Consider the following 13,544-nt stretch of genomic DNA (forward strand, 5'->3'; position numbering starts at 1 on the left):
CTGCCCGAGTTCCGCAGCGCGCTGCCCCGGCTCGCGGAGGGGCTGCTCGTCACGGTGGAGGCCACGGTGCTCGGCGCCGCGCTCGCCCTGGTCCTCGCGTACGTCCTCGGGCTGCTGTCCCGGTCGGCGCGGCTGCCGGTGCGGGGCGGTGCGCGGCTCGTCGTCGAGTTCTTCCGGGGCACCTCGCTGTACGTGCAGCTGTTCTGGCTGTTCTTCGCCCTGCCGATGGTCGGCTTCCGGCTCGAACCGCTCGCCTGCGCGGTGCTCGCGCTCGGCCTCAACTACGGCGCCTACGGTGCCGAGGTGGTGCGGGGCGCGGTGGCGGCGGTCCCCCGCGCCCAGACCGAGGCGGGGATCGCGCTCGGCATGGGGGCGGGACTGCGGTTGCGGCGGGTCGTCCTGCCGCAGGCGCACGCCCTGATGGTCGCGCCGTTCAAGAACCTGCTGGTGCAGCTCCTGAAGGCGACGCCGCTGCTCTCGCTGGTGACGGTCCCCGACCTCACCTTCCAGATCGACCAGCTGCGTTCGGCGACGGGCGCGACGGCCGCCTCGTACCTGCTGCTCCTCGGGCTCTACTTCGGCATGGCCGTCGTGCTGAGCCTCCTCATGAACGCCCTGGAACGGGCCGCGAAGGCACGGCTCGGGCAGGAAGGCGGTGCCTGATGTGGGACGGGAAGGCGGCCCGGGCCGCGCTGCCCGCCGTACTGGAGGGGTTCGGCGTCACCGTCCTGGCGACCGTCCCGGCGTTCGCCGTCGCCCTGGTCCTCGGGCTCGCCCTCGCCCTCGTCCAGCGGGCGGGGCCCGCCTGGCTGGCGCTGCCGGTGCGCGGGGCGGCCGTGTTCGTCCGCTCGACGCCGCTCCTGGTGCAGCTCTTCGCCGCCTGGGTGCTGGTGCCCGCGCTCGACGCTCCGGTGCTCGGCGTCCTGGTCCTCGGCACGCACTACGCCACGTACCTCTCCGAGGTGTACCGGACGGGATTCGACTCCGTGCCGAAGGGGCAGTGGGAGGCCTGCACCGCGCTGTCGCTGCCCCGCCGGCGGGTGTGGCGGGCCGTGGTGCTGCCGCAGGCCGTGCGGAACGTGCTCCCGCCCCTGGGCAACTACGCGGTCTCCATGTTCAAGGAGACGCCGCTGCTCTCGGTGATCACCGTGCACGAGATGGTCCACGAGGCGAACACCTTCGGCAGCACGCACTTCGCCTATCTGGAGAGCTTCACCCTGGCCGCCGCGGTGTTCCTGCTCGCGAGCTGGCCGACGTCCCTGCTCGTCCGACGACTGGAGGCACGCCTTGCCCACTGAGGACCGGGAAGACCTGACCGGGCGGCCGGACCCGGCGGCTCTCACGGCCCCGGCCGGCCCGGTGGTCCCCGCCGTCCCCGCGGTCCGCTTCGAGCGGGTCACCAAGCGGTACGGCGACCACACCGTGCTCGACGGCCTCGACCTGGAGGTCGGGCGGGGGGAGCGCGTGACGCTGATCGGCCCGAGCGGCTCGGGGAAGACCACGATCCTCCGGCTGCTCATGACCCTGGAACGGGTCACCGACGGCCTCATCCTCGTCGACGGCGAGCCGTTCTCGCACATGCCGGGGCGCCGGGGCGGGAAACCGGTGCCGGCGGACGAACGCCATCTGGCCGCGCGCCGCCGTCGGATCGGCATGGTGTTCCAGCAGTTCAACCTGTTCCCGCACATGAGCGTCCTCGACAACATCGTGGAGGCGCCCGTGCACGTGCTCGGCGAGAGCCGGGACGAGGCGGGCCGCAGGGCGCGGGACCTGCTCGACCTGGTCGGGCTCGGCGACCGGGCGGACGCGCGGCCGACCCGGCTCTCCGGCGGCCAGCAGCAGCGCGTGGCGATCGCCCGCGCCCTGGCGATGCGGCCCGGGATCCTGCTCCTCGACGAGGTGACGTCCGCGCTCGATCCGGAACTGGTGGCGGAGGTCCTCGACGTGCTGCGGGACATCGCCCGCTCCACCGACATCACGCTGCTGTGCGTGACGCACGAGATGGGCTTCGCTCGGGACGTCTCGGACCGGATCCTGATGTTCGACCGGGGCCGGGTCGTGGAGTCGGGCCCGGCCGGTGAGCTCCTGGATGCGCCCAGGCACGCACGCACGCGCGCGTTCCTCAGCTCGGTCCGGTGAGCCGGGGACGCCCGGCAGGGCGCGCATCCGGCCGGACCCGGGTGTGCGCCCTGCCGGTCAGCCGCGGGTCACCGCCCCGACCATGCCTTCGCGCAGCCGGGCCAGGCTCCGGGCCAGGAGCCGCGAGACGTGCATCTGGGACACGCCGAGGCGCTCGCCGATCTGCGTCTGGGTCAGCTCCTCGACGAATCGCAGGTGCAGCAGCAGCCGGTCGCGGTCGCCGAGGGCGACCACGAGCGGGGCGAGGGTGTGGAAGTCCTCGAAGAGTTCGAGCGCCGGGTCCTCCTCGCCGATGAGGTCGGCCAGGGCCGCGTCGTCGTTCTCGTCGTCGCCGACGACGGCGGCGTCCAGGGACGTCGAGTGGTAGCCGTTCGCGGCGAGCTGGGCCTCGACCACCTGGTCCTCGGACAGGTCCATGACGGGGGCCAGTTCCGCGACGCGGGGCGCGCGGCCGAGCCGCGAGCTCAGTTCGTCGGTCGCCTTCGCGAGTTCCACCCGCGCCTCCTGGAGCCGGCGCGGCACGTGGACCGCCCAGGAGGTGTCGCGGAAGAACCGTTTGATCTCTCCCACGATGTACGGCACCGCGAAGGTGGTGAACTCCACCTCGCGGGAGAGGTCGAAGCGGTCGATCGCCTTGATCAGGCCGACCATGCCGACCTGGACGATGTCCTCCATCTCGTCGGTGCGCGCCCGGAAGCGGCCGGCCGCGTACCGCACCAGCGTCATGTTCATCTCGATCAGGGTGTTCCGGACGTACTGGTGTCCTGCCGTCCCCTCCTCCCGTGCCGCGAGCTCGCGGAGGAACACCCGCGTCAGAGCGCGCGCGTCCCGGGGCGCGACCTCGTGGGGGACCTCGATGTCGGGGAGGTCCTCCCCCGTACCGCTCGTCACGTACGTCGCCTTGGCCACCTCGGTCCGCACGGGGACGACCTCCTCCTGCTCACTGTCCGTTCGGCGGTCCCGGTTCGCGTACCCGCTCCCGGCGGAGGCACTCCTCGTGGCCGCGCGCCGCGTCCGGCGCCGGGGAAGGCATCACTCCGGCGTGCCCGGGCAGGCGGATCCCATCACCCCTGACACATCGGGCAGAAAGGGACCCGCGATGAACAGCCGGAGCGAAACAAGGACCCGCACGTCCGTCGCGGCCCCGCGCACCGCCGCGATGCGGGCCGGACCGTCGCAGCTCGTCACACCGGCGCAGGCACGGCAGCTGGTCCGCCACACGCTCACGGCCCTCGGCCCGCTGCCCGCCTCCCAGGTCGAGGACCTGCTGCTCGTCACCTCCGAACTGGTCACGAACGCCCACCGCCATGGCGGCGGCGTCACCTCGTTCGGGATCGCCGTCGGCCGCGACCGCGTCACCGTCTCCGTGGCCGACTCCAGCGGGGAGCCGCCGCGCCACGAGCTCCGCGACGAGCTGCGGCCCGGCGGCTTCGGCTGGCCGATCGTGCTGCGCCTGTGCCGCGAGGTGACGGTGGACGCGCGGCTGGACGGCAAGACCGTCCACGCGGCGGTGACGGTCGACCGCTAGGCCCTGTCGTCAAACTCCCGCCTGCCCCGCGACGCCATGCACGCGCTCTCGCCGCACCGGGCACAAGCCCGAGTACGTCCAGTACGAGGGCTCGCGCCCGGCACGCCGAGAGCACGCACCTGACGCCGCGGGGCCGCCCTTCGGGCGACGACGGGAGTTTGACGACAGGGCCTAGCCGCACCGCGTGCGGCCGGTCCCCGGGGGCGCGACGCCCCGGGCGCTCACCACCAGTAGGCGGGGTACCTCGGTGCGGCGCGGCGGATGCGGGAGGCGGCGTACGCGGTGAGGACGAGCAGCACCGTGGCGCCGAACAGCAGGGGGACGAACCGGCCGGGCGCCGGGGCCTGGAGCACGATGACGACGGCGGTCGCGCAGGCCGGCGAGTGCGGGGTCCGGGCCAGGGTGGTCAGGGCCAGGGTGATTCCGGCGGCGAGGGCGGCGGCCCAGGCGCTGCCGTGGGCGGCGACGGCCGCCACGGTGTATCCGGCGGCGGCGCCGAGGAGGTGGCCGAGGATCACGCTGCGGGGCTGGGCCAGGGGCAGCGCGGGGGCGCAGTGCACGAGCGCGGCGCTGGCGGCCAGCGGGGGTATGAGCACCGGCTCGTGGATGAGGGCGCCGATGGCGACGAGCCCGAGGAGGGCGGCGGTCGCGGCGCTGACGCTGTGGAAGGCGGCGCCGGGTGCGGGACGGGCCGGGGCGCGGCCGGCGATCCACGGCAGGCGCGGCCCCCGGGGGGCGCCGGCGGGTCCGATGTCGGAGCGGGTGTCGGGGCGCGGTGCGGCGTCGGTGCTCATGGGATGCGGGATTTCCGGGGCGGGCGGCCGTGGGCCGGGCGGGACGGGGACGGGAGAAGGCGGTCGTTCGGGTCCCTGTGGTCGACAGTCGGCCCGGTCTCACGCCTGGTCCTGGTGCGGCGGCGCGACCTCGCACCACTCTAACCAGCGGTTTCGCCACGGCGATGGCGGGGTCGGGGGCAGGATCGACCCATGACCGACACCACGCCCTCGTTCCGTCTCGTGCCCGGAGCCCCCGACTCCCCCGTCCTGCTCCATGTACCGCACTCCTCCCGCGACATACCTCCGGACGTACGCGAGGGGATCCTGCTCGGCGACGAGGAACTGGCCCGTGAGCTGGACCACATCACGGACTCCCACACGGCGGAGATCGCCGCCGTGGCCGCGGCGGCGGCCGGCGCGGCACCCTGGCGGTTCGTCAACCGGCTCTCGCGCCTCGTCGTCGACCCCGAGCGCTTCCCGGACGAGCGCGAGGAGATGCTGTCCGCCGGGATGGGCGCGGTGTACACCCGCACCACCCACCGGGCGTCGCTGCGGCCCGAGGGGTTCGATGCCGGTCCGCTGCTGGACCGGTACTTCGCGCCGTACGCCCGGGCGATGACCGAGGTCGTGGCCGAGCGCCTCGCCGTGGCGGGCCGGGTGGTGATCGTCGACGTCCACTCGTACCCGACGGAGCGGCTGCCGTACGAGCTGCACGGCGACGGCCCTCGCCCTCCCGTCTGCCTCGGCACGGACGCGTTCCACACGCCGCCCGCGCTGCTCGACGCGGCCCGGCGGGCCTTCGGCGGGTTCGGCGGCGTCGGGACGGACAGTCCGTTCGCCGGGACGTACGTGCCGCTGGAGCACTACGGACGGGATCCCCGGGTGAGCGCCCTGATGGTGGAGATCCGCCGTGACCTCTACATGAGCGAGCCGGGCGGCCCCGCGGGCCCGGGTGCCGAGGCACTCGGGCTGGCCCTGGCCGCTCTGGTCGACGCGGTGGCCTGAGGGCGCCGCCCGTCGGGCGGGTTCCGTCCCGGCGGGTGGCCGCGACCGATCGGCGTAAAATCGGGGAGATGAACCCACTCCGCTACGAGCTGGTGTTCTCCGACGGCACGGGCTCTGCCAAGGACGTCGTGATCGTGGAGCGCACGCAGGTCAAGGGGTCCGGCGGCCATCCGGTCTACACCGACGCCACCGGCATCATCCGGGCCGAGATCAGCGACCGGGACGAGGTGCGCATCATCGCCTCGGGCGGTCATCAGGAACCGTCCCAGACCGTCCGGGCCCGCCCGCTCCCCGACACGGGTCGGGCGGATCCCGCCGATTCCGCCTTCTGACGCCGCGCACCCCGTCCCCTCAAGCGTTCGGCCGCTCCGGGCCGGGCCGGCACCCCCGGGGTGCCGCTCCGGGCCGGCCCGGCACCCCCGGGGTGCGCGGGACGGGGTCGGGTCCCGGGAGGGCCCGGCCCCGAGGGCGGACCGTCAGGCGACCGGCCCAGCTCCGCGAGCGCCCGGGGCGAAGGCCTGGTGAGCTGTACCGGGAGGCCTCCGGCGCCGTCACGTCCGGACTCCCGCAGCGTATGGAGGAGGATTCCGTGCCGGACTCGACGACGTCGTACGCCGACCTGCGCGCCCTGGTGATCAACTGCACCCTGAAGCGTTCCCCCGAGCGCAGCCATACACAGGGGCTGATCGACATCAGCACCGGGATCATGGAGCGCCAGGGCGTACAGGTCGAGGTGCTCAGGGCGGTGGACATCGACATCGCGACCGGCGTCTGGCCGGACATGACGGAGCACGGGTGGGAGACGGACGAGTGGCCGGTGATCTACTCGCAGGTGATGGCCGCCGACATCCTGACCCTGGCGGGGCCCGTGTGGCTGGGAGACAACTCCTCGGTCATGAAGAAGGTGATCGAGCGCCTCTACGCCTGCTCGTCGATCCTCAACGAGCAGGGCCAGTACGCCTACTACGGTCGTGTGGGCGGCTGCCTGATCACCGGCAACGAGGACGGCGCCAAGCACTGCGCGATGAACGTCGTCTACAGCCTCCAGCACCTCGGGTACGTCATTCCGCCGCAGGCCGACGCGGGCTGGGTCGGCCCGGCCGGCCCGGGCCCGTCCTACCTCGACCCCGGCTCCGGCGGGCCGGACAACGACTTCACGAACCGCAACACGACCTTCATGACCTGGAACCAGCTCCACCTGGCAAGGATGCTCAAGGACGCGGGTGGCATCCCCGCCCACGGGAACCAGCGCGCCGAGTGGGACGCCGGCTGCCGGTTCGACTTCGAGAACCCCGAGCACCGTTGAGCGCGGGCCGGAGCGGCCGGAGATCCGGGGGAACTCAGCTCCGGGTCGAGCAGGTCCGTCACGCGGCAGTGCCTGCGACGACGTCCTGACAAAGGCGTTGGACGTGTCGGTGGGTTCACATGATCAACAGCTTCTGTGAGGACCTCTTGGAGTCCCCCGAATTCCAGCAGTACCAGTAGTGCTGGTCCTCGTCCCGTCGCTCCTGGTCTCGAGGCACGCGGGGCGCCACGCCGAAGCGGTCGGACGTCATCCAGTCGTCCCTCGCCGTACGAATCCTCACCCAGGCGGCGCCGGGGTCCGCGCCGGTAGTGCCGAGTGCACAGGGCTGCGCGAACCAGGGTGCAGTGTGTCGTACCCAAGGTCGGTCCGGATCGCGACAGTGGAGCACCACTGTCGACCGACAAGGACAACGAGATGCCGGAGTTGACGAGCACTCAGCGACGAGCACGCGGAGCCGCCGCCATAGGTGTTGGTGCAGTCGCCACGGTCGTGATCCGACGCAGCACCCGGAGGCGCGGCGAGTCGCTCGGTCGTCACGCACTGCCCGGAAGCACGAACGAGAACACACGAGCGGCCGCGACGACGGCTGCGCCGCGCGTCGAGCAGCACGCGAAGAGTCGGTGGATGGTCTTCCTCGCCTACGGCCTCCTGGCCGCCGCGACCCAGGCGCTCTTCGTCAACTACGCGCCCGTGACGGAGGACGCCGCGCGGCACTTCGGCGTCTCCATCGGCGAGATCGGCTGGCTGTCCCAGGTCTTCCCGCTGGTCTACGTCCTCCTTGCCGTCCCCGCCGGCATCGCGCTCGACCGGTTTCTCCGTCCGGCCCTCGTGGTCGGCGCGGTGCTCACCGCGTCAGGGGCGTTCCTGAGACTGGTTGCCGACGACTTCACCTGGGCGTTCATCGGACAGGCCGTCGCCGCCGCGGGACAGCCCTTCATCCTGAACGCCATACCGGGTCTCGCCGTGGGCTATCTCGCCGAGAAGCACCGCGCCACCGGAATCGCCGCCGCCTCCTCGGCCACGTTCGCCGGCATGGTCCTGGGCTACCTGCTGGGCGCGTTCCTGCCCGGTGAGAGCCACATCCGCACCCTCACCCTCATCACCGCCCTGATCGCGATGGACGCCGGGCTGTGTCTCGTCGCGGCACTTCGCTTCCCGCCGCGGGCACGCCCCGGGTCCGCACCCGCGACCAGTGGGCTCCAGGCCTTTCGCACGGCACTCGGCAATCGCTACGTACGACGTCTGTGCGCGGTCGTCGCCATCCCGATGGGCACGTTCATCGCCCTCGCGACGTTCGTGCAACCGCTGTTGGCGCCGGCGGGAGTCTCGGAATACACCGCCGGTCTGATCCTCGCGCTGACCATGATCGCCGGTGTGATCGGCTGCGCCGTCGTGCCCGTCTGGGCGGACCGACGCGGCCGCGAGGTCCAGGTCATGGGTGGCGCGATCGCTCTCACTGCCGGGGCCTGCCTCCATCTCGTCCTGGTCCCGAGCACGCCCATGGCCTTCCTCATGCTCCTCGGGACGGGCTTCGTGCTGCGCCGGACTTCGCGGAGGCGGTGCGGGAGGCGACGGCCGGGCGCGGCCTCGACGTCGCCTTCGACTTCGCCGGCGTGGGCGCGGCCCGCGCCCAGGCCGCGTCGGTCCTCGGCCCGTTCGGCTCGCTCGTCCTCGCCGGACTCACCCCGGAACCGGTCACGATCGCCGACAGCATCGGATTCTGCTTCAACGTCAACCAGGTCCGCGGCCACTACGGCTCCGAGCCCGAGCACGTCGAGCAGCTCGTCGGCCTGGCCTCGGCCGGACGCATCGACCTGGCCCCCTCCATCACGGCCCACGTCCCGCTGGCCGAGGCCGCGGACGCCGTCGCCCGCCTGGAGAACAAGATCGGCGACCCGATCCGCCTCGTGCTCCCCCCTGAGCGGGAGGGCCGGTGGCCGGCTCGCCGCGCCCGGCGCGGGCGGGCCGGCCACCGGCCCCGCCGTCCAGCGCCGCGACCATGCCGGCCACGTTCACCGATCCGACGGTGTCGTGGCGCCAGGGCGTCAGATGAGGTCGCGGTGGCGGCCCACCTTGGTCGAGAAGAGGTAGAGCGGGGGCAGGAAGGCGGCGGCGCATACGGTCCAGAGCGCGGTGTGGGCGCCGAAGTGGGTGGCGAGGAGGCCGGCGGTGAGCGCGCCGAGCGGCAACGCGCCCCAGGAGACGAAGCGGACCGTGGCCATCACGCGGGACAGCAGTTCCGGGGGCGACTGCGTCTGCCGGTAGGTGCGGGTGGTGATCGAGCCGATGACGGTGCCGAAGGCGAAGCCCGCGTTGCCCAGGGCGAACCAGTACGCGTCCCCCGCCGACGTGGTCAGCGGGGCGAGCAGGAGCAGCGCGCCGCCGGCCAGGTCGGCCGCGATGACGCCCCACGCGGTACCGAGGCGGGTGGTCACCCGGACCGCGACGGCGGCGCCGGCGAGGGCGCCGACCCCGTCCATGGCGAGGACGACGCCGAGCTGCACGGAATCGAGACCGGCCTCGCGAACCAGATAGAGGGGGGTGAGGGCGACGAGGGCCGCGTTGAGGAAGTTGGCGGCGGTCGCCCAGATCATGCAGGGCCGCATGACCGGGTGCCCGGTGACGTACCGCCATCCCTCGCGCATCAGCCGCAGCGCGCTTTCGCCGGTGCGGGGCGCGGGGCGGCTCTCGGGGAGGGTGCGAAGGAGCACGGCGGACGCGAGGTAGCTGGCAGCGTCCACGACGAGCGCGCCGACCGGGCCCGTCGCGCCGATCAGGACGCCGCCGAGGGAGGGGCCGCCGGTGTCGGTGACGGCATGCGTGCCCGACATGACGCTGTTGCGGGCGGCCAGCTGCCGGGCCGGGACGACGGCGGGCAGGAAGGTCGAGTTGCCGATGTCGAACAGCACGGTCGCCGAGCCGGTGACGAGCGCCGCGAACAGCAGGTGCCCATAGGTGAGCGTGCCGATCCACCAGGCGAGCGGCAGCGATCCGAGCGCCGCGAACCGTACGAGGTCGAGCGTGACCTGGAGTCGGCGCAGCGGCACGCGCTGTGCGAGGACGCCCGCCGGGAGGCTGAGCAGCAGCCAGGAGACCTGCCCGGCGGCGGCGAGCAGGCCGACCTCGAAGGCGGTGGCGTCGAGGACGGTGAGGGCGACGAGCGGCAGGGCGAGGGCGGTGACGGCGGTGCCCGCGCCGCTGACGCCGGCGGCGGCCCAGAAGCGCCAGAAGACGCCCGGCGATGAGGTCTCCCGTTCGTCGTCGCGTCGGTCGTGCTCCTGGATCGCTTGTGTTCCGCTCATACGGCGCCCCTCCCCCGGATCTTGTTAGTCTCTTTTCGGAACTCACTCGTTCCAGGTGAGTTTCTATCCGGAACCGACCTGGTGGCGCAAGATGGTCCCGAAGAGCGGCCGCCGTGCGCGCAGAAGTGGAGACGCCGTGATGAGGTCGGTACCCGAGCGGGACGCGGCCTGCGCGATCGCGCAGGCCGCGTCGGTGGTCGGCGACTGGTGGAGCCTGCTCCTGATCCGGGAGACCGCCCGGGGGCACCACAGGTTCGACGCGCTCCAGGAGGAGCTGGGCATCTCCCGGAAGGTGCTCACCGAGCGCCTGGCGCACCTGGTGGAGACGGGGGTCCTGGAGAAGGTCCCGTACCAGGAGCGGCCGACGCGGCACGAGTACCGGCTGACCGAGAGCGGCCGGGGGCTGCTGCCGGTCCTGCTGTCGATGCAGGACTGGGCCGACCGCTGGCTCCTCGGCGACGGCTCGCTCAGCGGCACCGCCGACGAGACGAGCGCGGAGGCACGGCGCGTCGCGGACCTGACGGGCCGGCGACTGCCGCGCCTGAGGTTGCCCGGTCACCGGGACGGCGCGCCGGTCGACCCGGTGGCCGGCGGCGTGGCCACCGTCCTGTTCTGCTATCCGGCGACCGGGAGCCCCAGCCCCCTGCCGGAGGGCTGGTCAGACATCCCCGGCACCGTCGGCTGCACGCTGGAGAACCGGCTCTTCCGGGATGCCTACGAGGACTTCCGCGCCGCGGGCGCGGAGGTGCACGGCATCAGCACCCAACGCCCTGACGAACAGCGCGTGTTCGCGAGCCAGGAAGACATCCCCTTCACCCTCCTCTCCGACGTCGACCTCCGCCTCGCCGCCGCCCTGCGCCTGCCCACCTTTCGCGCCGGACAACTGCTGCGACTGAAACGGACCGTGCTGGTCGTCGACCGTGACGGCACGGTGCGGCACGCGCGGTTCCCGGTGACGGACATCCCGGCAGCCGTGAGCGAGGCGCTGACCGAGGTACGACGCCTGGCCGCGGAGGACTGACACCTACGGGATTCCCGAGGGACAGGCGGGGTTGATCGGCGGGCCTCAGGGGAAGCCTCCGTCCTGCGGACCGTCGGCCGGCCGGGGGTCCCTGCGACGTAGGCAGCCGCTGTGCGAGAGCGGGGGGACCTCCGGGGTGGGGTTGATGCATGGTGGAACGACGCATGTCGGTTGCGACGCACTGGGGCAGTTTTGTCGCGGTGGTCGATTCCGGCGGGTTGGTGCGCATCGAGCCGAGGAGCGATGACCCCGCGCCGTCCCCCATCGGCCCCGGAATGGTGGCAGCCGCCGACGACAGCGCTCGCGTGTTGCGCCCCGCGGTGCGCAAGGGCTGGCTGAACGGCCTGCCGCGCACCCACGACACGGCCAGAGGCGCGGACGCCTTCGTGGAGGTGAGCTGGGACCATGCGCTCACGCTGGTCAGTGACGAACTCCGCCGGGTGCGTTCACAGCACGGAGACAGCGCGGTGTTCGGCGGATCCTACGGCTGGGCGAGTGCGGGCGCGTTCCACAACGCGCAGGGGCAACTCCATCGGTTCCTGGCGTTGGGCGGGGGATACACCGACTCGCGCAACACGTACAGCACCGCGGCGTTGGAGGTCATCCTCCCCCATGTGATCGGCGGGCATCCGTGGAGCTACCAGTCCCGGATGCCGATGTGGGACGAGATCGCCGAGAACTGTGAGCTTGTGGTGGCGTTCGGCGGGCTGGCCCTCAAGAACAGCCAGATCAACCCCGGTGGGCTGGCCAGGCACCAGACGCAGGACCTGCAGCGCCGGTGCCGTGAGGCCGGGGTACGGTTCGTGAACGTCAGTCCCCTCCGCAGCGACACCGCCGGCTTCCTCGACGCCGAGTGGCTGCCCGTCGTCCCCAACACCGACACCGCCGCGATGCTCGGCATCGCCCACACGATGCTGGTCAACGGGTGGCACGACGAGGACTTCCTCCGCCGGTGCTGCGTCGGGTTCGACCGATTCGCCTCCTACCTGGCCGGCGACCTCGACGGTGTCCCCAAGGACGCTGCCTGGGCAGCCAGGATCACGGGCATCCGCCAGGACGCGATCACCGGCCTCGCTCGCCGCCTCACCACCCAGCGCTCGCTCATCATGGTCAACTACGCGGTGCAACGGGCGGACCACGGCGAACAGCCGATCTGGATGTCCGTCGTGCTGGCGGCCATGGCGGGCTCGATGGGCCGGCGCGGCTGCGGCTGGGGCGCAGGTTACGCGACGATGGACGCGACCGGCGTCGCCCCGGGCCGCCCCTCCGTGGCGACGATTCCCGAGGTGCCCAACCCCGTTCCGGATTTCATCCCGGTCGCGAGGATCGCCGACACCCTGCTGCATCCGGGGAAGACCATCGACTACGACGGCCGTCGCCTCACCTTGCCCGAGCTGCGCCTCGTGTACTGGTGCGGAGGGAACCCGTTCCACCACCACCAGGACCTGCATCGGTTGACCCGTGCCTGGCAGACTCCCGACACTGTGGTGGTTCACGAAGCCTGGTGGAACACCACGGCCAAGTTCGCGGACATCGTCCTGCCCGTCGCCACCGGCCTGGAGCGCGACGATTTCACCGCCGGATTCTCCGATCCCCACCTCGTCGCCATGCCGAAGGTCCGTGAGCCGGAGGGCGAGTCGCGCACTGACCACCAGATCTTCGCCGCCTTGGCCGCCCGGCTCGGATACGAGAAGGAGTTCACACAGTCGCGTTCCGAGACCGAATGGGTCCGGCACCTCTACGAGCGGACGAGGGCCGACCTCGGCGACGAGGCCGCCTTGCCGAGTTTCGACGACTTCTGGCGCAGCTCCACCGCTGAGCTGCCGGCGCCGGCCGGACCGTTTCCCGGGAGCTTCGAGGCACTGCGCGCAGATCCGCAGCGTCACCCCCTGTCGACGCCGTCGGGCCGGATCGAGATCTTCTCCGAGGAGATCGACTCGTTCGGATACGACGACTGCTCCGGGCATCCGTCATGGTTCGAGCCGGTGGAGTGGCTTCACGCTGACCTGGCGGACCGATTCCCGTTTCATCTGATCTCGAATCAGCCCGCCTCACGCCTGCACAGCCAGTACGACAACGGCGGTCACAGCCTCAGTTCGAAGATCCGTGGCCGTGAGCCCGTGACGCTCAATCCGTCGGACGCCGCGTCGCGCGGCATCGAGGACGGCATGATCGTACGCGTCTACAACGACCGAGGCAGCTGCCTCGCGGGCGCGGTCCTGTCGGACGACGTCATGCCAGGCGTCGTACAACTGTCCACCGGAGCGTGGTGGGATCCGGTCCGGCCGGGCCTGAGCGGAACGATGGACCGCCACGGCAATCCGAACGTCCTCACGGCGGATCGGCCGTGCTCGCGCCTGTCCCAGGGGCCGAGTGCCCTCAGCGCGCTGGTCGACGTCGAGCCGTACGGCGACCCTCCTCCTGAGGTGCTCGCCTTCACACCACCCGAACTCGAACGCTGACGCGA

12 protein-coding genes and 2 pseudogenes are annotated in these 13,544 nt (G+C 72.2%); 11 read left to right on the forward strand and 3 right to left on the reverse strand.

Annotated elements, in window-relative coordinates:
* From ehuC to ehuA, 3 genes are all read left to right on the forward strand, one after another.
* Nucleotides 1-663, forward strand: coding sequence for an ectoine/hydroxyectoine ABC transporter permease subunit EhuC (gene ehuC / locus ACN9MM_RS04030; RefSeq protein WP_382859094.1), 663 nt, complete (start codon nucleotides 1-3; stop codon nucleotides 661-663).
* A complete protein-coding gene (gene ehuD / locus ACN9MM_RS04035; RefSeq protein ID WP_426362317.1) occupies nucleotides 663-1,298 on the forward strand; it encodes an ectoine/hydroxyectoine ABC transporter permease subunit EhuD in 636 nt (211 codons plus the stop codon). Before ehuC ends, ehuD begins: the two co-directional genes overlap by 1 nt.
* 61 nt (nucleotides 1,299-1,359) lie before the next feature.
* Nucleotides 1,360-2,139, forward strand: a complete 780-nt coding sequence (gene ehuA, locus ACN9MM_RS04040) for an ectoine/hydroxyectoine ABC transporter ATP-binding protein EhuA (protein ID WP_426368668.1) — start codon at nucleotides 1,360-1,362, stop codon at nucleotides 2,137-2,139.
* A gap of 57 nt (nucleotides 2,140-2,196) precedes the next feature.
* Here ehuA and ACN9MM_RS04045 read toward each other — a convergent pair whose 3' ends face one another.
* Nucleotides 2,197-3,060: an RNA polymerase sigma factor SigF gene (locus tag ACN9MM_RS04045; RefSeq protein WP_426362318.1), complete on the reverse strand. Its 864-nt coding sequence runs from the start codon at nucleotides 3,058-3,060 to the stop codon at nucleotides 2,197-2,199.
* Nucleotides 3,061-3,238: 178 nt separating this feature from the next.
* On the opposite strand from ACN9MM_RS04045, the gene ACN9MM_RS04050 reads away from it, so the two are divergent.
* A complete protein-coding gene (locus ACN9MM_RS04050; RefSeq protein WP_426362319.1) occupies nucleotides 3,239-3,667 on the forward strand; it encodes an ATP-binding protein in 429 nt (142 codons plus the stop codon).
* Nucleotides 3,668-3,888: 221 nt separating this feature from the next.
* On the opposite strand, the gene ACN9MM_RS04055 is transcribed toward ACN9MM_RS04050, so the two are convergent.
* Nucleotides 3,889-4,461: an HPP family protein gene (locus ACN9MM_RS04055; protein WP_426362320.1), complete on the reverse strand. Its 573-nt coding sequence runs from the start codon at nucleotides 4,459-4,461 to the stop codon at nucleotides 3,889-3,891.
* Between the two features lie 192 nt (nucleotides 4,462-4,653).
* On the opposite strand from ACN9MM_RS04055, the gene ACN9MM_RS04060 reads away from it, so the two are divergent.
* From ACN9MM_RS04060 to ACN9MM_RS04080, 5 genes and pseudogenes are all read left to right on the forward strand, one after another.
* Complete coding sequence (locus tag ACN9MM_RS04060; RefSeq protein WP_426362321.1) at nucleotides 4,654-5,448, forward strand: N-formylglutamate amidohydrolase; 795 nt, start codon at nucleotides 4,654-4,656, stop codon at nucleotides 5,446-5,448.
* Between the two features lie 68 nt (nucleotides 5,449-5,516).
* The gene (locus ACN9MM_RS04065; RefSeq protein WP_426362322.1) at nucleotides 5,517-5,780 is read left to right on the forward strand and encodes a DUF6296 family protein; all 264 of its coding nucleotides are present in this window, start codon (nucleotides 5,517-5,519) and stop codon (nucleotides 5,778-5,780) included.
* 242 nt (nucleotides 5,781-6,022) lie between these two features.
* Nucleotides 6,023-6,754 (forward strand): flavodoxin family protein, encoded by a 732-nt coding sequence (locus tag ACN9MM_RS04070; protein ID WP_426362323.1) that lies wholly within the window; start codon nucleotides 6,023-6,025, stop codon nucleotides 6,752-6,754.
* A gap of 624 nt (nucleotides 6,755-7,378) precedes the next feature.
* A pseudogene (locus tag ACN9MM_RS04075) lies at nucleotides 7,379-8,275 on the forward strand (MFS transporter); the annotation flags it as partial.
* A gap of 38 nt (nucleotides 8,276-8,313) precedes the next feature.
* Nucleotides 8,314-8,577: pseudogene (locus ACN9MM_RS04080) on the forward strand (zinc-binding dehydrogenase); the annotation flags it as partial.
* A gap of 222 nt (nucleotides 8,578-8,799) precedes the next feature.
* Here ACN9MM_RS04080 and ACN9MM_RS04085 read toward each other — a convergent pair.
* Complete coding sequence (locus tag ACN9MM_RS04085; protein WP_426362324.1) at nucleotides 8,800-10,056, reverse strand: MFS transporter; 1,257 nt, start codon at nucleotides 10,054-10,056, stop codon at nucleotides 8,800-8,802.
* Between the two features lie 139 nt (nucleotides 10,057-10,195).
* Here ACN9MM_RS04085 and ACN9MM_RS04090 point away from each other — a divergent pair, with 139 nt between their 5' ends.
* On the forward strand, nucleotides 10,196-11,077 hold the full coding sequence (locus ACN9MM_RS04090; protein ID WP_426362325.1) for a winged helix-turn-helix transcriptional regulator: 882 nt from the start codon (nucleotides 10,196-10,198) through the stop codon (nucleotides 11,075-11,077).
* A 164-nt stretch (nucleotides 11,078-11,241) separates the two neighbouring features.
* On the forward strand, nucleotides 11,242-13,539 hold the full coding sequence (locus tag ACN9MM_RS04095; protein WP_426362326.1) for a molybdopterin-dependent oxidoreductase: 2,298 nt from the start codon (nucleotides 11,242-11,244) through the stop codon (nucleotides 13,537-13,539).
* Nucleotides 13,540-13,544: the final 5 nt, after the last annotated feature.

It is taken from the genome of Streptomyces sp. E-08 (genome assembly GCF_049913095.1).
Classification (GTDB): Bacteria; Actinomycetota; Actinomycetes; order Streptomycetales; family Streptomycetaceae; genus Streptomyces.

What these genes read in the sequence shown, in the direction of transcription:
- ehuD (WP_426362317.1), top strand. Translation starts at nt 663, where the DNA reads ATGTGGGACGGGAAGGCGGCCCGGGCCGCGCTGCCCGCCGTACTGGAG.
- ACN9MM_RS04050 (WP_426362319.1), top strand. Translation starts at nt 3,239, where the DNA reads ATGAACAGCCGGAGCGAAACAAGGACCCGCACGTCCGTCGCGGCCCCG.
- ACN9MM_RS04055 (WP_426362320.1), bottom strand. Translation starts at nt 4,461, where the DNA reads ATGAGCACCGACGCCGCACCGCGCCCCGACACCCGCTCCGACATCGGA.
- ACN9MM_RS04060 (WP_426362321.1), top strand. Translation starts at nt 4,654, where the DNA reads ATGACCGACACCACGCCCTCGTTCCGTCTCGTGCCCGGAGCCCCCGAC.
- ACN9MM_RS04065 (WP_426362322.1), top strand. Translation starts at nt 5,517, where the DNA reads ATGAACCCACTCCGCTACGAGCTGGTGTTCTCCGACGGCACGGGCTCT.
- ACN9MM_RS04070 (WP_426362323.1), top strand. Translation starts at nt 6,023, where the DNA reads ATGGAGGAGGATTCCGTGCCGGACTCGACGACGTCGTACGCCGACCTG.
- ACN9MM_RS04085 (WP_426362324.1), bottom strand. Translation starts at nt 10,056, where the DNA reads ATGAGCGGAACACAAGCGATCCAGGAGCACGACCGACGCGACGACGAA.
- ACN9MM_RS04090 (WP_426362325.1), top strand. Translation starts at nt 10,196, where the DNA reads ATGAGGTCGGTACCCGAGCGGGACGCGGCCTGCGCGATCGCGCAGGCC.
- ACN9MM_RS04095 (WP_426362326.1), top strand. Translation starts at nt 11,242, where the DNA reads ATGTCGGTTGCGACGCACTGGGGCAGTTTTGTCGCGGTGGTCGATTCC.